This is a genomic window from Ruegeria sp. BE9 (genome assembly GCF_056538765.1).
The window spans coordinates 107252-130043 of the sequence record NZ_JBQFTS010000002.1 but is presented as its reverse complement, the minus strand read 5'-3'; the positions used below and the strand labels follow the sequence as shown (position 1 = coordinate 130043).

Below are 22792 nucleotides of genomic sequence, written 5' to 3'. Positions count from 1 at the left end.
AAGCCCCGGCATGGGGGTGCCGGGGCCTCTTGGGTGTGTACGTGTTGCTTAGTGCAACACGGTCACAGGGGTTTGGTGGCCTGTTGAAGGCAGGGGAATGGATGTGGTCATTCTGCGCAACGCCAGACCCAGCTCCTCGGACAGCGCTGCCAACGCAGGAGCGAAATCCGGCCGCACAATCAAAGAGGCCATCATCATGGCATCCTCACGGGCACCTTCTGCTGCGGACGCGATCATCTGGGCAAAACAGTTTTCGTCTGCACCCAGACACGAACATCCCAACCCATGGCGAATTAAAGGGCGTCGTCCGTAGTTCGCGCAAAGCGAGCACAAGCGGTCCAGAGTCAGCATCGCAGCACGTCCACTATCTGCTCCCAGAGCGATCTCAAAATCGCTGGCGGCATCCGAACGTCCGCTGGGGCCATCGCCCCATAGACGCAGATACATAACCGCCCCTGCCTCAACCGGGCTTAGATCGGACAGGCGACCGACGGCCGCCCCGCCACGAGAGTTCGGCGCGCTCATTTTGTAAGAATCAGCTTGCCGGCGCGGGTGATGCGCAATGTGTAAAGTTGGTCGCCAAGTTCAATATGGGCCAGATTGCCCCCCTTGGTCAGATCCTCGGCCTTATGAGCCGGAAGCATGGACACTGCGTAGGATTGGCTGGGATTTGAGTTCTGCACATTCATCAGGACAACTCCAGAGGTTCTCGGGCGAAAGGCCGTTTTCTGTTCGCTTTTTAATGTATCTGGCTGACCCGGATCAGGGTTGGCTGACTGTCTCCTCCGTTAATCTGATCAATTTAGTCAGGTATGTCAACCCCCGCCCAGGTTGTGCCTGCCTTCGGCGTCATTGCGTTGCTCTTTTGGGCGCGATACGACTTGCACAGATATTTGGGCACGCGGGGTATGAGATGAGCGCAACAATCATGTTCGATCTGGATGGAACCTTGGTGGACAGCCTTCCGGACCTTGCCGCCGCCGTGAATAAAATGCTGAAAGGTGAGGGGCTTAACCCGCTACCGCAGGACACGGTACAGAAATTTGTGGGCAACGGCCTGCCCAAGTTGGTCGAGCGGGTGATCAACCATTGCGACTTATCGATGGACGCACATGCGGACCTGTCTCGGAAAACTCTGGCGCACTACAACGCTGGATCCAGCGATCAGACGGTCGTCTACCCAGGCGTGTCTCAGGCATTGAGTCAATTGCGCCAAATGGGCTGTGTTTTAGGCGTCTGCACTAACAAGCCCGAAGAACCCGCCCGACATGTGCTTGAGGCGATGGGTTTGTCACATCATTTCGATGCCGTTCTCGGTGGGGACAGCCTGAATACCCGCAAGCCCGATCCCGCGCATCTAGAGGCGAGCTTTGTTGCCGTCGCTGAGGCCGGACCGCGTTTATTTGTCGGTGACAGCGAAGTGGACGCCGAAACAGCCCAACGCGCGCAAGTTCCGTTTTTGCTGTTTACCAAAGGCTACAGGAAGTCACCGGTCGACGAGATACCTCATACGGTCAGCTATGACGCGTCATCTGATCTTCCGAAATTGGTCAGGCAGCTATTGGAAGTGTAGATCGTTTCCCGGTGAGGCGGCAGCTCAGAAAAGTTTGAGGGGCCGGCAGAGGGGGTAAGTAGCCAGCCCCTCACAGGGGAAAAGTGGTATAATCCAAAATGTCTCACTCAACGCATTAACCTTTAATGAATCGGTCCAGGTTGAGGTATTGGGGGTTTCCCGTAGGCCCCCGGATCGCATTGAATTTACGAGAACTTTTTTCAAGCTTTTTGTGAATTAGTTCATTGACGGGACCAGCAGACCCCGCTGACCCTAGGAGCCACGGACAAATCCGGCAGAAGCTGACGGCCTATTTAGGCACGTTTAACCCATGTCAGAGTTCAGACTGTAACACCCTGCAGAACCTGGTCCCGCGACAGCTCGCCTTTGGTGCCGCTCATCATAACCTCGCCCCGGCGCAACACGACGAATCTATCAGCTAGTTCGTATGCAAAATCGAAGTACTGCTCGACCAGAACAATTGCCATCTCACCTTGGGATCTGAGGTGTTTTATGACCTCTCCAATCTGCTGGATGATGTTGGGCTGAATGCCTTCGGTGGGCTCGTCCAGCAACAGTAGCCGCGGCTTGGTGATCAAGGCCCGCGCAATGGCCAATTGCTGTTGCTGCCCACCCGAAAGATCCCCACCGCGCCGGTTCTGCATTTTCTTGAGTACCGGGAACAGCTCGAAAATCTCGTCCGGTATAAAGTGCTCAGCAGACGGCAGGCAGGCAAAGCCGGTTTCCAGGTTTTCACGTACTGTCAACAGCGGAAAGATCTCGCGCCCCTGAGGGACATAGGCCACCCCTTTCCACGCCATGCGGTGCGCCTGAAGTATGCCCAACTCTTCACCATTCAGGACCACTTCTCCACCCGAGCGCGGATGTGTGCCCGAGATGGCCTTGATCAAGCTGGTTTTGCCTACACCATTGGTGCCCATCACACAGGTCACCTCGCCTTGCGCTGCCTCCATAGAAATTCCGTAGAGGATTTGTGAGTGCCCGTAGTGCAGGGTCAGGTCGTTCAGAGTCAGCATTGGTCAGCGCCCCAGATAGACGTCGATGACGTCCTGATTTGATGTCACGTGGTCCAAAGAACCCTCTGCCAAAACCGCACCTTCGTGCAGCACGGTGACCTTGCAGTTCAGTCGGCGGACGAATTCCATATCGTGCTCGACGACCACGACAGCGCGGGTCTTGGCTGCTTGCACCAGCAGGTCGGTCGTATGCTCGCGCTCTTGCGGCGTCATCCCGGCGGCGGGTTCATCCACCAACAAAAGACGGGGTTCCTGTGCCAGCAGCATCCCAATCTCAAGCCATTGCTTCTGGCCGTGGCTAAGCTCGCCTGACTTTCGTGTCAGCTCGTCCTTTAGGCCGATCTCGGCGGCCAGTTCCTCGACTTTTTCCAGATCCCCAGCTGAGGGTCGATAAAACAAAACGCCCAGCCAACCGCGCTTGTTCTTGAGGGCCATCAGCAAATTTTCCTGCACGGTCTGGTCTTCGAACACGGTTGGCTTCTGGAACTTCCGCCCTATTCCAGCTTGAGCGATCTTGGCCTCACTCATCTTCAAAAGGGACACGGACTTTTCGCCCCAAATTACGCGACCCTCGTCAGGACGGGTTTTACCCGTAACGATGTCCATGAAGGTCGTTTTGCCCGCCCCATTCGGACCAATCACCGCGCGTAGTTCGGCCTGACCGATTTGAAAAGACAGATTGTTGATAGCCCGGAACCCATCGAAAGTGACTGAAACGCCGCTGACCTCTAACAGAGTGCTCATTCAACCGCCTCCTTCTCACGCAGGGCGCCATCATCGGGTCCCAGGTTGGCACCGTGGCGATTCGGGTGGCGACGGTTGGTCCACAGATCGAACAGCCCTCCGATGCCTTGCGGTGCGAACAGAGTGACCAGCACGAAGGAAACGCCCAGCAGCACCTGCCACCAGTCGACCCATTTGACCGTGTAGAAGCCCAGCGGGATATCCGGAGCCTGTCCGCCAGTGAACCATGTGCTGAGCAAGCTGACAAAGGCCGCACCGATGACCGCGCCATATAGACGCCCACGCCCACCGATGGCGACCCAAACGGCAAGGTAGATCGAGGCGATGGGGGCCATTTCCTCGGGGTTGATGATGCCCGCCTGTGGGTAGTAGAGCGCGCCCGCGATGGCTGAGATGCAAGCGGTAAGGGTAAAGACGGCCAGCTTGTAGACCTCGACCGAGTATCCGAGGAAGCGCACCCGCGCCTCGTTATCGCGAATACCGCGGATGACCGAGCCGAACTTGCCCGACACGATCCACGCCGCCAGCATGTAGCCCAGCCCCAAGGCCAGTGCCGAGGCCCAGAGGAACCATATCGACACCATGTCTTGCGAAGCCGTGACACCTGGTAGGTTCTGCAAACCGGACAGGCCATTGTTGCCACGCAAACCACTGTCGTTCTGGAACAGATACAGCGCCAGCGCCAAGGTCATCGCCTGCGTTAGGATCGACAGGTAAACGCCCGTGACCCGGCTGCGGAACGCCAGCCAGCCGAAGATCAACGCCAGAAGACCCGGCACCAGTACAACCAGTGCCAGTTGCAGTGTCAGGCTGTGGGAAAACGCCCAGATCAACGGGAAATCTGATGACCCGACTACGCCAAAAATCTGAGTGCCGATAGCGTCCACAACCTCGTTAGGCGTAGGTGGGATTTCGGCTTGCGACAGCGACTCGACGACGATCAGGCGGGTGCGCTCATACATCAGCCACATGCCTATCATGTAGCCGCCCAGCCCGAAAAAGGCGAAATGGCCGAGGGACAGGATGCCCGTGAAACCCCAGACCAGATCCATTGCCACGGCGATAAGGCAAAGGCACAAAGTCTTGCCCAGCGTCTTGACGAAACTGGTCGAGATCACGCCAATCCCGAACCCTTCGGACAGGACGGTCACGCCCAGTGTGAACAGCGACAGGATGGTCAGAAAGACCAACACCGAGGGGTTTTTGGCAACAAAGCTGCGTTCCATGGCTCAATCCCCTGCCGCGCGGCCCTTGAGGGCGATGATGCCCCGTGGCCGGAACTGGATGAAAATGATGATGAAGATGATCATGTAGGTTTGGGCTGCGAGGGTGTTCGAGGGGTTCATCCACTCGATCCCTTTTTGCAGGAAGCCGATCATGCCAGCTCCTGCCAGCGCGCCCCAGATATTGCCGACACCGCCGACAACCACGGTCATGAAGCTTTGCACGATATAGTCGCTACCCAGATCGGACGTGACCTTGGCGAACAGACCAATCGCCACCCCTGCGATCCCAGCGATGCCAGAACCCAGCCCGAAGGTCAGCATATTCACCCGCCCCGGATTGATGCCCATGGACCCCGCCATGCGCGGGTTCTGTGTCACCGCTCGCATCTCAAGCCCCAGCCGCGTCCGTTTCATGATGTAGAGGAACAGCCCTAAAAAGATCATCGCCAGCACGAAGATCGCGATGCGGATATAGCTGATCGAGACCACATCGTTCAGAACCCACGCCCCGTCGAGCCAGCCGGGCGCGGTAAGCGGTCGGGCCTGAGTACCGAAGATGTTCTTGGCCAGCTGTTGCAATGCGATTGAGATGCCGAAGGTTGCCAGCAGGGTCTCAAGCGGGCGGGCATAGAGCCAACGGATCACCAGCCGCTCCATCGCCACGCCCATTGCAAAGGTGACGGCAAAGGCCATTGGAATGGCGACAATGATCGAAAGTGTATGGTCAGGGATGAACTGCTGAACCACGTAACCAGTGTAGGCGCCCATCATGATAAACTCGCCATGCGCCATGTTGATCACGCCCATCACGCCAAAGGTGATGGCCAGACCAATAGCGGCTAGGAAATAGATCGAAGCCAGAGAGATCGCGTCCAATGTCAGGTCCAGCGTTTGATTCAGGCCGACTTTTAGCTCGATCTGCTCCAACGCTTTCTCAGCCGCTGCAGTCACCTCTGGCGAGGGCTCCGCAAAGGTCTCAAAGAAAACATGGGCGCCCAGCGCGGCCTGTATATCAGCTTCTGTAACCAAGGCAGGCACGGTTCCGGCCTGTGCCAAGGCGGCGTAAGCCTGCGCACGGGCAGCATCGGTATTCAATTGCGCGACCGGCATGTCGCCCACGCGCCCTCCTTCAATATTCGAAGCCAATGCGGTTCGAATGTCGGCAGGCGAGACACGTGATTTAGCCAGATCATTGGCAACCAGAAGGTCATAGGCGTCAGCCGCGCTCAACTGATCCGAGCCGGGTTCGAGAATAGCGGCGATATTAGCGTCCGAGGGTAATTCCGCAGCGGCTTGGCGTTTGGTAACAACCAACGGGTTCAGCGCCCCGCGAACGTCAACACCCAGATCATTGGACATTTCCTCGATCGCGGCCACGCGTGCTGCGGTGTCTTCGTCATAGCCGATGGTCAACAACCGCTCGAGCCGTTGCTTTTGCGCTTTCAGATCGGCGTCTGGCTCGTCATCAATTGAGGCACGCAGAGGTTCCAGCAATGCCCCTTCCGGGTCGCGCTGAATAGAGACCAGCGCCGCCCGGCGTTTGGCGCGCACTGGATCGGTAAGCTGGAATTGAACCAGCGCAGTTCCGATCATCGCCCGGATACCACTATTGGGTTTAAGCTGCTTAAGATCAGATTTCTCGAAGGTTCCTACGATCTCTCCCGTATCGAGATCGGTCAGCTCATATGATCGCCCCTCGGCTTTTTTCCCCGCAAAAAACAAACCATCCGACTTGCGCATCCACATGTCTTTGGCGGCCCATGTCTCAAGCATCACCTGCGCCTGCGGCAAACCGCTGGACGCAATCGCATCGATCGCCGGTTTGATCGTCTTGCGCGAGCTTTTGGCGATGATTTCCTGATGCTCTTGCAGGATCGGTTGCAGACCGGCCTCTTGCGCGTTGGCAGTCAAGTAGGCGCACAGGATTGCGAGGCCCGCAAGGAATAGTCGTAACATGTGGTGAAACCCGAGTGTCTTTAGGGCAAGGCGGGCGATGTCACCCGCCTTGCGAGAGGATTAGTAGTTCGACAGGGTCTGAACGCAGGTCTCGGTCTCGGTGTTGTACATACCGCAGCCCAGATCTTTCCAATCCGATTTCAGAACTGCCGATTCCGGCAGGAAGTCGGTCCAGGCATCGCCCGGCACAACGTCGGTTTCGCTGATGATGTCGAACTGACCGTCTTCCTGAATCTCACCAATCAGAACTGGCTTGGCCAGGTGGTGGTTCGGCAGCATGACAGCAGTACCGCCGGTCAGGTTCGGGAATTCCTGCCCGTACATCGCCGCACGAACAGCATCGACTTCGGTCGAACCAGCCTCTGTCGCCGCGTTCACCCACATGTTGAAGCCAATGTAGTGCGCTTCCATCGGGTCGTTGGTCACGCGCTCAACACCCATGGTGGCTTTCCATGTCTCAACGAACTCAGCGTTGACGTCAGTGTCGGCCGATTGGAAGTAGTTCCACGCAGCCAAGTGACCGACGAGGTTGGCGGTATCCAGACCAGACAGTTCTTCTTCACCGACCGAAAAGGCCACGACCGGAATATCGTCCGCCGACACGCCAGCTGCCGCAAGTTCCTTATAGAAGCCAATGTTGGCGTCGCCGTTGATGGTCGAGATCACGCCGACTTTCTTACCGTCTGCACCCAGCGCAACGACGTCCGCTACTATCTTGGACCAGTCAGAATGGCCGAACGGCGTGTAGTTGACGAAGATATCGTCATCCGAGATGCCTTTACCCTTCAGATAGCTCTCCAGAATATTATTGGTGGTCCTGGGGTAGACATAGTCTGTGCCGAGCAGAGCGAATTTCTCGACCCCCAGTTCCTCCAGGAAATAGTCGGTCGCAGGGATCGCCTGCTGGTTCGGTGCAGCACCCGTGTAGAAAACGTTCTTCGAGGATTCTTCGCCCTCATACTGAACAGGATAGAACAGCAGGCCGTTCAGCTCTTCGATGACAGGCAGAACCGACTTACGGCTAACCGAGGTCCAGTTTCCGAAAATCACATCCACCTCATGCACGGTCAGCAGTTCGCGCGCCTTTTCAGCGAACAGGGGCCAGTCCGAGGCTGGGTCAACCACAACCGCTTCAAGCTGTTTGCCCAGCAGTCCACCCTTGGCGTTTTGCTGGTCGATCAGCATCAGCATGGTGTCTTTCAGTGTGGTTTCCGAGATTGCCATCGTGCCGGACAGCGAGTGCAGCACACCAACCTTGATGGTGTCTTCGGCAGACAGCGCAGCGGTGGCCATGGCAGCAAATACAACCGATCCGGCGAGTGTGGATTTGAGAGATTTCATGTAATCCTCCTGACGGGGTCGGGAGAGAGGGCTTGCGCAGCGGCGCACTCTTCTACTACCTGATCCCCGCAACTGTTGTTGCGTTCCGTGTGGCGGTTGTGTCCGAGGTCCAATTCGCGCAGCCGTCACACACCCTTGGGGTTCGTCCCCTTGGTGGGCACCCATACGGTTTCTGCACTGCAGAGAATTTAGCAATTAAGTTGATGGGTCCCTTTTGGCAGCCGGTCGATTTTGATTAATTTTTAGGCTGTCGATTTGACGGGTGTCTAAAATTTCATCACGCACTTAGGTAACTTGGCGAAAAACGGCGTCAGAGAATAGAGTTCCGACGCCAAAGCGGTGAAACAAGCGGCACACGTCTTTGATCCGCAGGTGCGCTATCACTCATCATGCCTCCATAATGCTCAAGCCGGGCGCAACACCGCCTCGTGCTCAGGGCACGATCCGCCTAAGTGCCAAGCAATTGGGCGATAAATCGGTGCTGGATGTGTTTCGCCAATCAGGTTCGTTCAAGTGTCTGTTCCCTCGTACCGCAGACAAGGGGCTGGACGCTGTACTCCTGAACACAGCAGGAGGGATTACGGGCGGAGACTCCTTCCGTTTCCACGGACACGCTCAAAGTGGCACAACCCTTTCGCTAACCACACAAGCCTGTGAGCGCGCTTACAAGGCTCAACTCGGACCCTATGGGCAAATTACCAATCACCTGACTGTTGCCTCAGATGCCCGACTGAATTGGCTTCCACAGGAAACCATCCTGTTCAATGGCAGCGCGTTAGAGCGTCGCTTGCTTATTGAAATGGAACCCAACGCGTCCGCGCTTATGGTCGAACCACTGGTCTTTGGACGGGCAGCCATGGGTGAGACACTTACGGATATCCGGCTGCGCGACCGGATCGAAATCCGAAAGAGCGGACGGCCTTTATTTGTGGATGCGATGCGGTTCTCTGGTGACCTGCACGCTCATCTCTCAAAACCTCATATCGCAAACGGCGCGGGTGCAATGGCACTGGTTGTCTTTGCCTCGAACACTGCCGAAGGGCAGCTGGAAACGATCCGCCGGATGTTACCGGACACCGCCGGGGCAAGTCTGATCCAAAGTGATCTGCTGGTGGTCCGCTTGCTGGCTGAGAACAGCTTTATCCTGCGCCGCACGCTGATGCCGGTTTTGCGGCACCTGAACAACGACACTCTCCCACGATGCTGGATGATCTGAAATGAACCTGACTCCCAGAGAAAAAGACAAACTTTTGGTCGCCATGGCCGCCGAGGTCGCCCGCAAGCGTCTGGCGCGCGGCGTCAAGTTGAACCACCCCGAAGCCATCGCCCTGATCACCGACGCTGTGGTCGAGGGCGCACGTGACGGGCGTTCGGTTGCCGACATGATGCAAGCCGGGGCTGAGGTAATCACCCGCGCGCAATGCATGGAGGGCGTGCCCGAGATGATTCATGAAGTCCAAGTCGAAGCCACCTTTCCCGACGGCACCAAGCTGGTGACCGTCCACAACCCCATTCGCTGATAAAGGAAACTGACATGAACCGTATGCTTTTCCCCGCCCTGATCCTTGCTGGCCCCGCTGCCGCTCACACGGACACTCATATCCACGCCCACAGCACGGATTATGCTGCGTTGGGTCTTGGCCTGGCCGTGATCGCGCTGGCTGTAACCGTCCTGATCTCAAAGCTGCCGAAATGATCCCCGGAGAGTTGTTTCCCGCCGATGGTGAAATCACACTGAATGCCGCTTCTACGGCTGTGACCCTGATAGTCGCCAACACTGGCGACCGTCCAGTGCAGGTGGGTTCACACTATCACTTCGCCGAAACTAATCCGGCGTTGGAATTCGATCGCGCTGCCGCGCACGGAATGCGCCTGGACATCGCCCCGGGCACCGCTGTGCGGTTCGAGCCGGGACAGGCGCGTGAGGTCTCGCTGATCCCGATCGGCGGCGCGCGCAAAGTCTATGGGTTCAATCAAAAGGTCATGGGGTCACTCTGATGCCAGCTACAATTAAACGCTCTGACTATGCCGCCATGTTCGGCCCGACCACCGGCGATAAGCTGCGGCTGGCTGACACCGACCTGGTGATCGAAGTAGAACGCGACCTGACCACATACGGCGAAGAGGTCAAATTCGGCGGCGGCAAGGTCATTCGCGACGGTATGGGGCAATCTCAGGCCACACGTGCCGAGGGCGCTGTGGATACTGTCATCACCAATGCGCTGATCGTGGATCATTCGGGCATCTACAAAGCGGATGTTGGCCTCAAGGACGGGCGCATCGCCAAGATCGGCAAGGCCGGCAACCCGGACTCGCAGCCCGGCGTCGACATCATCATTGGCCCCGGAACAGAGGCCATTGCGGGCGAGGGTCGAATCCTGACCGCTGGTGGGTTCGATAGCCATATCCACTTTATCTGCCCGCAACAGATCGAGGATGCGCTGCATTCTGGACTGACCACCATGTTGGGCGGCGGTACTGGCCCGGCGCATGGTACTCTGGCGACCACCTGCACCCCCGGCCCTTGGCATATCGGTCGGATGTTGCAGGCGGCGGATGCCTTCCCGATGAATCTGGCATTCGCGGGCAAGGGCAACGCCTCGCTACCCGCCGCTTTGGAGGAACAGGTCAAGGCCGGGGCCTGCGCTCTGAAGCTGCACGAGGATTGGGGCACAACCCCTGCCGCCATCGACTGCTGCCTGTCGGTTGCCGATGCGATGGATGTTCAGGTGATGATCCACACTGATACGCTGAACGAATCCGGCTTCGTCGAAAACACCGTTGCTGCAATGAAAGGCCGGACCATCCATGCCTTCCACACCGAAGGTGCAGGCGGAGGCCATGCCCCGGATATCATCAAGATCTGCGGCGAAAACCACGTACTGCCCTCGTCCACCAATCCGACGCGGCCTTTCACCGTGAACACGGTTGAGGAGCATCTTGACATGCTGATGGTCTGCCATCACCTCGACAAATCCATCCCCGAGGATGTGGCCTTTGCCGAAAGCCGCATCCGGCGCGAGACCATCGCAGCCGAGGACATCCTGCATGACATGGGTGCCTTCAGTATCATCGCCTCGGACAGTCAGGCTATGGGCCGCGTTGGAGAGGTTCTGATCCGCACCTGGCAAACCGCTGATAAAATGAAGAAACAGCGCGGTCGCCTGCCCGAGGAAACCGGTGAGAACGACAATATGCGCGTCCGCCGATACATTGCTAAATACACGATCAACCCGGCCATTGCTCACGGCCTAAGCCATCAGATCGGTAGTATCGAGGAAGGCAAGCGCGCCGACCTGGTGCTGTGGAACCCGGCCTTTTTCGGAGTGAAGCCCGAGATGGTTTTGCTGGGTGGCACCATTGCCTGCGCACAGATGGGCGACCCCAATGCGTCGATCCCAACACCGCAACCGGTTTACAGCCGTCCGATGTTTGGTGCCTATGGGCGATCTGTTGAACATTCAGCGATCACTTTTGTTTCCGAAGCCGCGCAGGCCGAGGGGATCGGTGATACACTTGGCTTGGCAAAACAGACCGTCGCTGTTCGCAACACGCGAGAAATAGGCAAGCGCGACCTGCTGCTGAACAACGCGACACCTCAGATCGACGTTGACCCCGAAACATACGAAGTGCGTGCCGACGGGGAATTGCTGACTTGCCAACCCGCCGAAGTGCTGCCGATGGCGCAGCGCTATTTCATGTTCTGACACCTGACGAGGCCCCCTATGACCACCGCGATCAAAACTGCTCGTATCTATCACGACCACCACCATTCTCAGGCCCACGCCCAAGTGTCGCTGGATTACGATGGACGTTTCCTGCGCCGCAAGATGCTGGCCACGGATGACGGTGAGGCCTTTCTGGTCGATCTGGCACAAACCAAGTCGCTGGACCACGGCGGTGTATTGGTTCTGGAGGACGGTCGCGAGATCGAGATTGTCGCCGCGCCAGAAGACCTGCTGGAAGTCTCCGGGAGCAACCTGCTGCGCTTGGCATGGCACATCGGAAATCGCCACACGCCCTGTCAGATAGAAGACGATCGCCTGCTGATCCAACACGACCACGTCATCCGCGATATGCTTTTGAAGCTCGGAGCTGAAATTCGAGAGACCGTCGAACCCTTTACTCCTGAAGGGGGCGCTTACGGTCACGGCAGGACTCATGGCCACTCCCACTGACGCGGATATCCTGACCCTGATGCAATGGCTGTCGCCTTCCTATCCGGTGGGCGGGTTTGCCTATTCGCATGGGATAGAGTGGGCGATCGAATGCGGAACCGTCGCTGGTAGCGCGGACACCAGCGACTGGATTGCAGATGTAATCGAGCACGGATCAGGCAGAAATGATTGCGTATTTCTCGCAGCAGCCTATCGCGCGGAAAGGCCCGACAAACTGACCGAAATCGACGAGACCGCGCGGGCGTTCTCTGCCACTTCTGAACGGCTCATGGAAACACGTTTATTGGGCGAGGCGTTTTGCGGCGTGACTTCAGACGTCTGGACGATGGATATGGGCGCCTTGACCTACCCGGTTGCCATCGGCCATGCCGCAGCCGTCCGCGCTCTGCCACTGAGCCTGACGGCGCAAATGTTCCTTCAGGCCTTTGCGGCCAACCTAGTTGCCTGCGCTACACGGCTGGTGCCACTGGGCCAGACCGACGGGCAACGGCTGATCCGTTATCTGACGCCAGTCTGCCAGCGGGTTGCAAACGAAGCGATTGAAACCGGTTTGGACGATCTTGGCTCAACCGCCTTTCTGTCCGACATCGCGTCAATGAAACATGAAACTCAATATTCAAGGATGTTCCGAACATGAGCAGCATGAACGGCCCTCTGCGCGTGGGCATCGGTGGCCCTGTGGGCGCAGGTAAAACCACATTGACCGCCGCACTTTCCGAAGCACTGCGCGACAAGGTTTCGGTTGGGGTGATCACCAATGACATTTACACGCGCGAGGATGCCGAGGCGCTGATGCGGATGCAGATTCTACCGCAAGACCGGATCATCGGCGTGGAAACAGGTGGCTGCCCACATACGGCAATCCGCGAGGATGCATCGATCAACCTGGCAGCTGTGGCGGAAATGCAAGCGCGTCACCCGGATGTCGAAGTGGTCTTGATCGAAAGCGGCGGCGATAATCTGTCTGCTACTTTCAGCCCTGAACTGGCGGATGTCACGTTGTACGTCATCGACGTTGCCGCAGGCGAAGAAATACCGCGCAAAGGTGGCCCCGCTATCACCAAATCGGACGTATTGATCATCAACAAAACTGATCTTGCCCCACATGTCGGCGCCTCGCTTGAGGTAATGGATCGCGACGCCACCAAGATGCGCAATGGACGACCCTTTGTGTTCTCGTCTTTACGCAAGAGAGAAGGCGTCTCAGAGATTGTAGCCCTGTTGGCACAAATTGGCGGGCTGGAAGTCTCCGATAAGGCCAAAGCGGGGGCGGTTTAACGCCCCTGCCCTTATTCCGCCGGCGCTTGTCCAGCAGAGACCACTTGGGCGGTTCGCTCTGGGCGCGCGCCGGTAATCTCATAGAGCATCGGTTTCAATTCAGGATACTTGAACTCAAAACCCCGCTGCTGCAGGCGCGCGGGAAGGACTCGCTGACCGCTTACCATTGTCTCGCGGCCCATCTCGCCCAGCGCACCGACCAGCAACCACTTCGGAAATCGCAGAATCGCAGGGCGATTGAGAGAATTGGCCAGAGCCTGAGTGAACTCTGCGTTGCGCACTGGGTTTGGCGCTGTGGCATTAACTGGCCCTTCAAGATCAGACTGGGCCATGGTGAACGCGATGACGCGAACTATATCGTCCCGTTCGATCCACGACATCCATTGCTGACCATCGCCCAAGATCCCGCCACCACCAAATTCAAAGGGGGTTAGTAACCGGGCAAGCATCCCTCCGTCGACACCAAGTACAAGTCCGATACGAAGTAATACGACCCGAACGCCTTGGCGCCCGATTTGGAATTCCATTCGTCGGCTTTGATTGCCAACCAAGCGCGCCTACCGCTTGGCCGACATCAAAGGTTTCCACCAGATGATTGGTTAGGAGCCTGGAGTGTACCAGATCGGTGAGGAGTAAGCGCGCTCCTGATGGATCAGTTGAGCTTCTTCCGGAAGATCGATACCAAACCGTAGCTTGTCATACAGCACCCATCTGGGCGTCGGTATTTCTAGAGCCCGGACGTAATAGAACGCCCGCGCATTCGGATCAAAGTCGGGGTCCGTCCACAAGGTCACCAGCTCTGACGCTCCGATTGTATTGCTCCAGCTTGCGGTCTCCAGATCAACGGTGTTGCCAACCTCGGGCAGGCTGCCATCTTCGGCTAGTGTCCGGTCGTCCGACCAAGCAACATTGTAGACCTTTTCCTGCAGGTTACCGTCTGCATCCAGCCAGCCCTTAACCACCTGAACCCGATCCAAGTTTGCGCCAACTGGATCGCGCAGTGCACCGATTAGAAAGTTTGGCGCTCCGTCACCCTCGCGCGGGCGCAGGTCGCTGCCCATAGGAACCCCTTTGGTATATCCGACATCTGCGACCAGACGGGTTAACAGGTCCTCTTCGGCAAAATCCCAACCGCCGAAAAAGCGCAAACCGATACGGGGGCCGGTCGTGGCATAAGTCTCCCGCCGCTTGAACGCATCAAAAATGGCCGCGCGCGTGTTTTCAGCCGCCCAAACCGCAGTGTACCCAGACGCAACAAGGGTGTGGCCATCAAAAGCCCCCAGATCACTTTCGACAAAAGGATGCAGAACCCGGGTGGCGGAAGGTTCGGCACTGACTGATTTCCCGAAATAGTTATCTTCTTCTGCCGTAGCCAAGGAAGTATGGCTGTCCGTCGCGCCACCCATTCCGAACTTATAAGGGTTCACGCCAAACTTCTCTTCCAGAGCCAAGCCTCGCTTCAATGCCTCGCGCGCGTATTCGCCCGCCAGCATGTCCTCGGTCTTTAGCTCTGTGATATCGAGGTTACCGACGTCCCAGTTTTCATAATCCGCGAACGGGTCCTCCGGGCTCAGATACGGATGTGCTTCGCCATCGCCTTTAATCTGCGTGACCTCGTAATGTGGTTCCCACTTGGCGCGATTGCGGACATATTCCTCATCCACCTTCCCCCCGTGATAGGTGTCTTCGGTCGGGAACATCCAGCCATTCGACAGGTTACCGTTATGCGCAAACGCAACGGCGCGCCCACCTGTTCTGCTTTGATACTCTTCTAGCCAAGCATACAAAGCTTTGGGATCGGTATCACCGTAAGGAGGTTGCGTGACCGGAGGCACCATCTGAAGCGCACGGATCGGGCCATCCCGCAGCATAACGTTCCGGTGCAGGTTGAATCCCTTGGGAACCGAGGTCCACTCGAAACCAATAAAGGCGGTAAACTCGCCCGGGTCATTATGGCGTTCAGCAGCCAAAACAATTTGTTCCCAGGTAAAAGCAAACGCATCCGCACCCGGGCTGTAGGATTCCAACAAGACTTCCGGCAGTGTCATCTGTGAGAAGTTTGTAATGATATCAAAAGCCGCCTTAGCCGCGTTTTCACCGCCGGCCTTGTACCCTTCGTACCATTCCAGACCTTTTGGGTCGGCCAGAACGCCGGGTTTGCCGGCCTGAAGGTCCGGTGCAAAGCCCATAAGGTCCGTATGGTCGGTCAGAACCATCCAGTCCAGCGGACGGGCCAGCCGAACCGGTTGGCCTGTCGATGAAATCACCTGCTCGCCCTTGGCAAATCGCCAGGCATCATCCGGCAGCAGTGTATTCCCAAACGCCCCCGCATCCAGCGACAGCCCCGTATGCAAATGGGTATCACCCCATAAAGGACGCTCCGGAAAGGAGCGATTGGCATAGGGCGAAAACGGTCTTTCGCCAAATGTGCCTTCGGCGGCTTCCTTACTTGGGACGGCGTCTGCGTTCGCAGTTACGGACAACGACATCAATGCGAAAAAACACACGGAAAATCTTAGCATTCTTACCTCCCAAAAAAAATGAACCCAAAACGCCAACTGTGGTTGGCTGCAGTTGCATTCAATTTTCACGATATCACAATGTTATTTGAAACGCAGAAAAAGATTCCGCGCAGCCAAGCCGGGTACACGCCAACTGATTTTGAATTTTGACGTACATTTCCAGATCAAGCCCAAGGCCAGTTGGCAGAAATCCCTATCAATCACTCGCCCACCGTTGGGCCGGACCACCCCAAAGCAACCAATTCCCTGATAACTTCCTGCGCATGCGCCTCTGTACTGTGTATCTCGTTTAGCATCAGGGCAATGGGGACATCCGGCCATGCCATTTCCAGCTCGGCCAATTTGGCTCGCGCTTCCCGCTCTCGCCCCAGCGCGGACAATGCGGCCGTGACATAAGCAAGCGAAGGGGCACTCAGAGGATCTCCAAGCTGCTTGGCCTCTTCGAACCGCTCAATCGTCTTTTCGTACTCTCCAAGATGAAAGTGGGCGGCCCCCGAGATATTTCGATTTGCAAATCGCTGATTGCTGGATTCGAGCAGGGACAAGCGGTCCGCTGTTTCGATTGCTTCTTCAAACTCACCCGCAAAAAGAGACGCTGCACCAAGAAAGTCCAGAACAGCCCCATCCTGCGGATCCAGTTTAGAGGCGCGTCGGCCGAGTTTCAGGGACGCCTCGAAGTCCCCATTCGCAAAATATGCCCAGCTTTTCGCCGACTGGCTCCATGCCTGATCGGGTGCTAATCGAACCGCTTCGCCAGCAAAATCCAACGCGGCAGCAGCATACTCGTCTTTGGCGTCGGAAGGTGGCGTAATGACCGACAATGACGCCAGTGCCTGCGCTGCACCGGCATAACCGCCAAAATAGTCGGGATCCATTTCGATAACGTGTTCGAACACCGAAAGGACGAGTAACTGACGTGGGCGCTCAAAGATCGGGAAAATCATTGTGCGGGCCTGTTGGGCAAGATTGAATGCCTGCAAAGCAGCCGGAGACTTTTCGTAAATCGCTGCACGCTGCAAAAGTGCGGGCGCGTCAGAAACCTTACGCGTCGTCGAAAGGGCTTGTGTCGTTTCGGTGGGGTCCGGCAAGAACTTTGTGGCCAGAAAAGCCCCTATCACAGCGCCGACAGCGAAGGTTCCAACCGGCACGGCCAATCGACGCATCTCGGCAAAAGACCAACGTGCATGGCCATCGTCGATGACCTCAAATCTTGGCCTGTACCCGCCGCTGTCCATATGAAGGCGAATTGGATCGTCCTTACCCGCCCCTTCGTAATGCAATTCCAGAAACTGACGCAGACGTCGTGCATCGACGCGCACTACGTTTTCCGGATCAGTCCCCTCCGAGGTGTCTCGATCATAAACGTCTTGCGCTATAGTCTTGCCGCGAATGTCAGCGCCACGGCCCGCCAGCTCTTCTTGAACAATGTAAGTAAGAAACGCCTGGAGACGGTCAGATCCGTCCAGATGCGCATCTTGTAGCAAACGCTCCAGTGCTTCGCGTTTTGCGGCATCTGAAATGTTATCCACCGACCCATTCATATTCTCATACTTGCAATTAAACCGACGTGAGTCACCCCGTGAAAAACCATGTTTCACTTACGTGCGCGCGAGGAGAGTTAGAGAATTGGAAGAAAAATCCTCGGGATAGCAGCGATTGGCACTTCAGAGGCTGCTCCCATTGATCAGACGGAGGAGATCCAATGACGCATCGCAAAGACTTAACCAAACTCGGCAAACTCTTTGCCGTCGGGCTCGCGTTTGGCGCGTGGGCCGTCGCACCACAATCGGTTACACAAGCCGTGATTGAGGTGGCCTCGCCTTCGGCAGCGTTCGCGCAAGAGACCGAAGAGGTCTCGCCCACCAAAACCAGAGACCGTCCGCGGGAAGTTTATTACCCAAACACCGAAGACCTGGCCGAAGACGAGATGCGGGTGATCGCCTGCGGGACCGGAATGCCCACAACCCGAGCCGCCCAAGCCGCGGCGTGTTTCCTTGTCGAGCTGGGTAACGGTGACAAATTCCTCTTTGACATTGGTTCGGGATCGGCCGAGCGGATTTCGTCTCTGCAAATTCCGTACAACTACTTGGACAAGGTGTTTATCGGACACTTGCACACCGACCACTTCGGAGCGCTGCATGACCTGTTTATTGGTGGTGCGCTAATGGGTCGAAACGTGCCGCTGCGCATTTGGGGACCAAGTGGCCCAACAGAGGAGCTGGGCACCGGCTACGCACTTGATCACATGCAGAAGATGCTGACATGGGATCTGGCCGGGCGTGCGGGTAACGTGGATTTTCGCGGCTATTCGATGGATGTCACCGAGTTCGACTACAAACTTGAGAACGAAGTGATCTACGATGAGAACGGCGTTCAAATCCGGACATTTCCTGCGATCCACTCGATTGATGGTGCGGTTAGCTATGCGCTTGAATGGAACGGGCTAAAGTTCGTCTTCAGCTCTGACACCTATCCAAACAAGTGGTTCAAGGAATACGCAAAGAACGCGGATCTCGCTATTCATGAGTGCTTTATCGCGGTGCCGGAGCTTGTCACCAAAATGAAGTTCACGCCTGAGTCCGCTTTGCTTGTGGGAACACAGGTACACACAGCGCCAGAAGCCTTCGGCAAAGTCATGAGCGATATTCAGCCCCGAATGGCGGTTGCCTATCACTTCTTCAACGACTTCGATACTTCAACCGGTGTCTATGAGCGCATCCGATCAACCTATGACGGCCCACTTAGTTTGGCGAACGACTTTATGGTCTGGAACGTAACCAAGGACGATATCATCGTCCGCATGGCCGCCACTGAAGAACGCACATGGTCACCACCGCTTGCAGCCCCGGCCCAAGTTCCGTCGCAGGACGACAAAGCCGAGTTTTCGGAACGTTCAGGTGTACCACTTGAAGCGATGCAGTTCTCTGACTTTACCACCGGCGGGTTCGATGACGTCGATGATGTTCTGCGCCCGATCTACGAAGAAGCGTCAGAAGCACTGGGACAGGAATTCACCTACCCCGGAGACCAATAACTCAAAATGAGTTATACAGGTGCGGGGTAACTCCCGCACCTGCGCCAATTTTGTTTGATTTCGGGAACAGAGATGAAACGTAAAACTAAACAGATTTCGACGCTCTTAATGAGCACTGGTCTCGCTTTAACCCTCGCCCAATCGGGCGCGGCCCAATCATTGGCCCGTTCGGAAAGTGACGAAGGAACCTGGCGGCATTCGATAACACCGTATCTTTTCCTGCCCCTCCGAACTACAGGGACATCAACCATCGACGGAAGCAGTGTCGACCTGGATTTGAACCTGAGCGAAGTTCTCGACATTCTGCAAGGCGCTGCATCCGTCCGATACGAGGGATGGAATGGCGATTTCGGTATAATCTCCGAGGTTTATTATGTTCGCCTTGGCGAGGACGGCACCTTGCCTGGTGGTAACGTGTCCGTTGACGTGGACGTTCGCCAGACCTTTTTCAATGTGCAAGGTGCCTACAGGTTTGCGCACGGTGTAAATGCCGCGGGTAAACGCTATGCCGCCGATGCGGCAATCGGCGTCCAGTGGAACCGTCTAAAGCAAGAAATCGATTTCGCCGGACCGGGGCCAGGTATGACGCTTGGTGGTACCGAGGAATGGTTCGAACCCATGATCGCCTTGCGTTATGTAACAGAAATCAATGAGACTTGGAGCTTTGCCGGCCGAGCCGAGCTAAGTGGTTTCGGCGTGAACGGCGACGACCTGCAATACCTGGTTCTGGCCGGGTTTGACTGGAAGGCTTGGGAAAACACGTCTCTGCGGTTTGGGTATCAGTTCTATGGGATAGATTACTCGACCGACCGCTCAAGCGGGGAGTTTGCTTATGACGTTGATCAAAATGGTCTTTATGCTGCTGTCGCGTTTCATTTCTAACGCCGGATTGCGTACGGCAGCAGGGGTATTGGGCCTGACGCTTGTAGCAGGCAGCGCAACAGCCGACTTGGTTTCACCCTACGGAGGTGAAACAGCCCCCAGCTTTGCAGAGTTATCGGTTGAAAACGATCACGTACGGGTAAAACTTGAAATCGACCTGAACGCTTATCCGCTGTTTGTTGCGCCGGATGACGGCTCAGAAGCATCACTGTCCAGCCGCACGGGCCAGAATTTCCAAGTCACTGCAGACGGTGTTCCGCTGGACCGAGTCCTGAACACTATTGACGTTCGTCCACGCGTCCCGCGGCAGATTGCAGCCCGCGCCCTTGCGCCTCCGCGCCCCCGCAGCGAAGACGTCGTTTTTGTAGACTTGAGCTTTCCTTTCGAAAACCAACCAGAGCGCATTACATTCTTGCCACCGTTGAACACAAACGGCCTGCCGCTAGCTTCGATCGGGATGGTCGCCGAGCATATTGGGGTTCCGGTCACTGACTACCGATATTTGTCACAAGCTGAAACGATGCTTCCCAGTTGGGAAGACCCCTGGTTCACCACTTTTGAAAACCCGAACCTGACCCGCCACCACAAATCGCCCCTGATGTCCTTTCTATCGGTTGAACCCCGCGAGGTGCGCCACGAGATCATCTTTCGCCTAAAAGATTTCGAGGATTGGGCTGATCTGAACCTACAGGACGCACAGCGGCTGTCGCCTGATCAGGTGACCAAAATCAAGGCTGAGGCTGAGACCTTTTTCAAAACCCAAAACCCTCTAACGATTGATGGGAAACCCGCGATGCCGAACTCAGTTTTGGTATCGCGCATTGCCGTGGGCGCCGACGGGCTGCGCGTCTTGCCGGATCAGGCAGAAGCGCTGCGATCAACGATGTTGTTCGGGGTAGTCCTGTCATACCCGCACAGCTCATTGGCACAGCAGGTCGACATGGAGTGGACCCTGTTTCAGGATGCTCTGGATACCATTCCCCTGACCCTGAGCGACCCTGCCGGAGCTGTGCCCTCACTGATTTATAAATCAGATCCAAGCGCGGTCTGGAACAATCACCTGACGGCTTGGGAGGATCCACAAACTCATCCCGTCGTGGTCCAGACTGCTGGCCTGACGGACATTCCCCAAATAGCTCTGGGTTTTGGGCTTGCAGCGCTGATCAGCGCCTTCCTCGCGTGGAAAAGCACTTCGGTCATCCGTATGGGATTTGTCGGGTTGTTTGGGGCTTTCACGGCTGCTGCTATCGTTACTTTCCCTCAAAAACACCCCCTGCCCTTTGCCTCGAATGGTCCGCCAAATGAGACCGAAACCCATCAGGTCGTTCAAGGCTTACTCACCAACGTCAGCACCGCGATGCTGGAACCCGTGGACAGCGCATTCCAAGAGGCGCTCACCCCCTTTGTGACGCAAAACAACCGCGCTGACGTTCAGGCCGAGCTTCGGCGGGGATTGTCAGTGACCCTGCCGTCCGGAGCTCTGGCCCGCACTGAAAACATCGTGGACCTGCAGGTAGAGAGCATCTCGCAAAGTGCAGAAAAGGACGGCCATCAAATTTTGGCCAATTGGACCGCGCAAGTCAGCGGCGGTCACTGGGGTCATTTGCACCGGCAAACAGTCTCCTATCGTGGGTTATTGGATGTCTCGCGACAGGGAGACCAGTGGCATCTCGATGGTCTCACCGTACTGAGTGCGCAACAGGAGAGTTAAGATGGTACAGCGACTAAGATACTTCATGGCTGCACTGCTCTGCGTCTTGACTGTCTTTGTGGCGCACAGCGCATCGGCACATTTCAACCTGAACCAAAACGTGCGGGTCATTCATGTGGTCCATGAAGAAGATGGTCTACTCGTTCTGATGCGCACTCCGATGGCGTATATCGTTGCTGACAAGGTTGGTCCGCTCGGTGATGACGGACGGCCTGCTCCTGCGCCTTTTACAGTCAACGAGTTTCAGGACGGCACGCTGATGCACCTGGTCGACCCCGGCGCAATCAATCGTGACCCCTTGGGACTGGCTGCCATTGTATTGGATGAAATGGCTCTGCGTTCAGGTGATGCCAGGGCTTCGGGCGAAGCGATCGCCATCAATGTCTATCCAATCGGCGAAGAACCGGGATTTGCCACTAAAGACGAAGCTCTCAATGCGCTGGCAACAACAACGCCTACCCTTGCCGAAGCTGACAGGATTTATGTTGGCGACGCCGTTGTGGACGTAAAGCTGAAATTCCACGTCGACGCACCAGATGCCTATACGTTAGGGATGCTGTCTGATCCGGGCCTGCAGGGGCAAGAACAGACGGCCAATCTAATCTTGGATTACCGCGACGATACCACACGCACGTATCGGGCCACCGGTATTCTCGCAACGCCGATCGAGATCACAGGGTCTGCAACGTCCGCTGCATGGACATTCCTTATCGAAGGGGTCCGGCACATTATCGAAGGGATCGACCATGTCCTCTTTGTACTGTGCATGGTGATCGGAGCGTTGAATCTTGGGTCGCTGCTTGCACGCGTGACCGGTTTTACAGTTGGCCATAGTGTTACCCTTATCGCAGGGTTCTTTGGGTTTGTGCCGTCGGCCCCTTGGTTCATACCTGCTGTTGAAACTGCTATTGCCCTGACCATCATCCTTGCCGCGGCGGATGCCGTTTTCCAAAGACCCGACCGCCATCATTCGAACCTTACGGCAATCTTTGTAACCGCCACCATCGGCCTTCTGCACGGGTTCGGCTTCTCATTTATGCTGCGTGAAATCCTTCAGGTCGATGCAGACAACGTTTGGCAAAGCCTGCTCGCATTCAATGTCGGCGTCGAAGTCGGGCAGTTGATGATCGTCATGCTGGCCTGGCCCATCGTGGTTTACCTAAGACGGATGCCACCACCGGTTTGGATAGGCGCACGAGGCGCGATTGCAGCGTCGATTTCGATCATTGCCGCGATATGGGCCGTTGAGCGGTTCGCCGGTGTGATCGCGTAAAAAGCCAAACGTTTTGCGTCCCCCAGCATCACTTCCGTCGTCGCGTGATCAGAAGGGT

The 22792-nt window shown here is 56.6% G+C and carries 23 protein-coding genes; 13 read left to right on the top strand and 10 right to left on the bottom strand.

Annotated elements, in window-relative coordinates; translation table 11 throughout:
- Positions 1–48 precede the first annotated feature (48 nt).
- Positions 49–525, bottom strand: a complete 477-nt coding sequence (locus ACR0EO_RS07330; protein WP_480688471.1) for a hypothetical protein — start codon at positions 523–525, stop codon at positions 49–51.
- Entirely contained in the window at positions 522–689 is a 168-nt protein-coding gene (hemP, locus tag ACR0EO_RS07325) for a hemin uptake protein HemP (RefSeq protein ID WP_480688469.1), read from the bottom strand. The genes ACR0EO_RS07330 and hemP overlap by 4 nt, the downstream gene beginning before the upstream one ends.
- 224 nt (positions 690–913) lie before the next feature.
- Between hemP and gph the strand changes: the two genes are divergently transcribed.
- A complete protein-coding gene (gene gph / locus ACR0EO_RS07320) occupies positions 914–1573 on the top strand; it encodes a phosphoglycolate phosphatase (RefSeq protein WP_480688467.1) in 660 nt (219 codons plus the stop codon).
- 320 nt (positions 1574–1893) lie between these two features.
- On the opposite strand, the gene urtE is transcribed toward gph, so the two are convergent.
- The 5 genes from urtE to urtA are packed head-to-tail and all read right to left on the bottom strand — an operon-like array spanning position 1894 to position 7856.
- On the bottom strand, positions 1894–2589 hold the full coding sequence (urtE, locus tag ACR0EO_RS07315) for an urea ABC transporter ATP-binding subunit UrtE (RefSeq protein WP_480688465.1): 696 nt from the start codon (positions 2587–2589) through the stop codon (positions 1894–1896).
- A gap of 3 nt (positions 2590–2592) precedes the next feature.
- The gene (urtD, locus tag ACR0EO_RS07310; protein WP_480688463.1) at positions 2593–3333 is read right to left on the bottom strand and encodes an urea ABC transporter ATP-binding protein UrtD; all 741 of its coding nucleotides are present in this window, start codon (positions 3331–3333) and stop codon (positions 2593–2595) included.
- Positions 3330–4559 (bottom strand): urea ABC transporter permease subunit UrtC, encoded by a 1230-nt coding sequence (urtC, locus tag ACR0EO_RS07305; protein ID WP_480688461.1) that lies wholly within the window; start codon positions 4557–4559, stop codon positions 3330–3332. The genes urtD and urtC overlap by 4 nt, the downstream gene beginning before the upstream one ends.
- Before the next feature lie 3 nt (positions 4560–4562).
- The gene (gene urtB, locus ACR0EO_RS07300; protein WP_480688459.1) at positions 4563–6515 is read right to left on the bottom strand and encodes an urea ABC transporter permease subunit UrtB; all 1953 of its coding nucleotides are present in this window, start codon (positions 6513–6515) and stop codon (positions 4563–4565) included.
- Positions 6516–6575: 60 nt separating this feature from the next.
- On the bottom strand, positions 6576–7856 hold the full coding sequence (gene urtA, locus ACR0EO_RS07295) for an urea ABC transporter substrate-binding protein (RefSeq protein ID WP_480688457.1): 1281 nt from the start codon (positions 7854–7856) through the stop codon (positions 6576–6578).
- Positions 7857–8256: 400 nt separating this feature from the next.
- On the opposite strand from urtA, the gene ACR0EO_RS07290 reads away from it, so the two are divergent.
- From ACR0EO_RS07290 to ureG, 8 genes are read left to right on the top strand one after another with little or no spacing between them, the layout of a single operon-like run.
- The gene (locus ACR0EO_RS07290; RefSeq protein ID WP_480688455.1) at positions 8257–9072 is read left to right on the top strand and encodes an urease accessory protein UreD; all 816 of its coding nucleotides are present in this window, start codon (positions 8257–8259) and stop codon (positions 9070–9072) included.
- Between the two features lies 1 nt (position 9073).
- Entirely contained in the window at positions 9074–9376 is a 303-nt protein-coding gene (locus ACR0EO_RS07285) for an urease subunit gamma (RefSeq protein WP_152460019.1), read from the top strand.
- 14 nt (positions 9377–9390) lie between these two features.
- Positions 9391–9552, top strand: coding sequence for a hypothetical protein (locus tag ACR0EO_RS07280; protein ID WP_480688453.1), 162 nt, complete (start codon positions 9391–9393; stop codon positions 9550–9552).
- Entirely contained in the window at positions 9549–9854 is a 306-nt protein-coding gene (locus tag ACR0EO_RS07275) for an urease subunit beta (protein ID WP_480688451.1), read from the top strand. Before ACR0EO_RS07280 ends, ACR0EO_RS07275 begins: the two co-directional genes overlap by 4 nt.
- Complete coding sequence (ureC, locus tag ACR0EO_RS07270; RefSeq protein ID WP_480688449.1) at positions 9854–11563, top strand: urease subunit alpha; 1710 nt, start codon at positions 9854–9856, stop codon at positions 11561–11563. The genes ACR0EO_RS07275 and ureC overlap by 1 nt, the downstream gene beginning before the upstream one ends.
- 18 nt (positions 11564–11581) lie before the next feature.
- Positions 11582–12034 carry an urease accessory protein UreE gene (ureE, locus tag ACR0EO_RS07265; RefSeq protein ID WP_480688447.1) on the top strand — a complete coding sequence of 151 codons (453 nt, stop codon included), beginning with the start codon at positions 11582–11584 and terminating at the stop codon, positions 12032–12034.
- A complete protein-coding gene (locus ACR0EO_RS07260) occupies positions 12018–12671 on the top strand; it encodes an urease accessory protein UreF (protein ID WP_480688445.1) in 654 nt (217 codons plus the stop codon). Before ureE ends, ACR0EO_RS07260 begins: the two co-directional genes overlap by 17 nt.
- Complete coding sequence (gene ureG / locus ACR0EO_RS07255; RefSeq protein ID WP_480688443.1) at positions 12668–13312, top strand: urease accessory protein UreG; 645 nt, start codon at positions 12668–12670, stop codon at positions 13310–13312. Before ACR0EO_RS07260 ends, ureG begins: the two co-directional genes overlap by 4 nt.
- Positions 13313–13323: 11 nt before the next feature.
- Here the strand turns inward: ureG and ACR0EO_RS07250 are convergent, their stop codons facing one another.
- The 3 genes from ACR0EO_RS07250 to ACR0EO_RS07240 form a co-directional block, all read right to left on the bottom strand.
- Entirely contained in the window at positions 13324–13839 is a 516-nt protein-coding gene (locus ACR0EO_RS07250) for a DUF1731 domain-containing protein (RefSeq protein WP_480688441.1), read from the bottom strand.
- Positions 13840–13911: 72 nt separating this feature from the next.
- Positions 13912–15834, bottom strand: a complete 1923-nt coding sequence (locus ACR0EO_RS07245) for a DUF3604 domain-containing protein (RefSeq protein WP_480688439.1) — start codon at positions 15832–15834, stop codon at positions 13912–13914.
- 200 nt (positions 15835–16034) lie between these two features.
- Positions 16035–17363 carry a tetratricopeptide repeat protein gene (locus ACR0EO_RS07240; protein ID WP_480688437.1) on the bottom strand — a complete coding sequence of 443 codons (1329 nt, stop codon included), beginning with the start codon at positions 17361–17363 and terminating at the stop codon, positions 16035–16037.
- Positions 17364–17536: 173 nt separating this feature from the next.
- On the opposite strand from ACR0EO_RS07240, the gene gntH reads away from it, so the two are divergent.
- The 4 genes from gntH to ACR0EO_RS07220 all read left to right on the top strand — a co-directional run bounded on the left by gntH (position 17537) and on the right by ACR0EO_RS07220 (position 22734).
- Positions 17537–18868, top strand: coding sequence for a guanitoxin biosynthesis MBL fold metallo-hydrolase GntH (gene gntH / locus ACR0EO_RS07235; RefSeq protein WP_480688435.1), 1332 nt, complete (start codon positions 17537–17539; stop codon positions 18866–18868).
- A 72-nt stretch (positions 18869–18940) separates the two neighbouring features.
- On the top strand, positions 18941–19750 hold the full coding sequence (locus tag ACR0EO_RS07230; RefSeq protein WP_480688433.1) for a hypothetical protein: 810 nt from the start codon (positions 18941–18943) through the stop codon (positions 19748–19750).
- Positions 19701–21461, top strand: a complete 1761-nt coding sequence (locus ACR0EO_RS07225) for a hypothetical protein (RefSeq protein ID WP_480688431.1) — start codon at positions 19701–19703, stop codon at positions 21459–21461. Before ACR0EO_RS07230 ends, ACR0EO_RS07225 begins: the two co-directional genes overlap by 50 nt.
- A 1-nt stretch (position 21462) precedes the next feature.
- Complete coding sequence (locus tag ACR0EO_RS07220; protein ID WP_480688429.1) at positions 21463–22734, top strand: HupE/UreJ family protein; 1272 nt, start codon at positions 21463–21465, stop codon at positions 22732–22734.
- Positions 22735–22792: the final 58 nt, after the last annotated feature.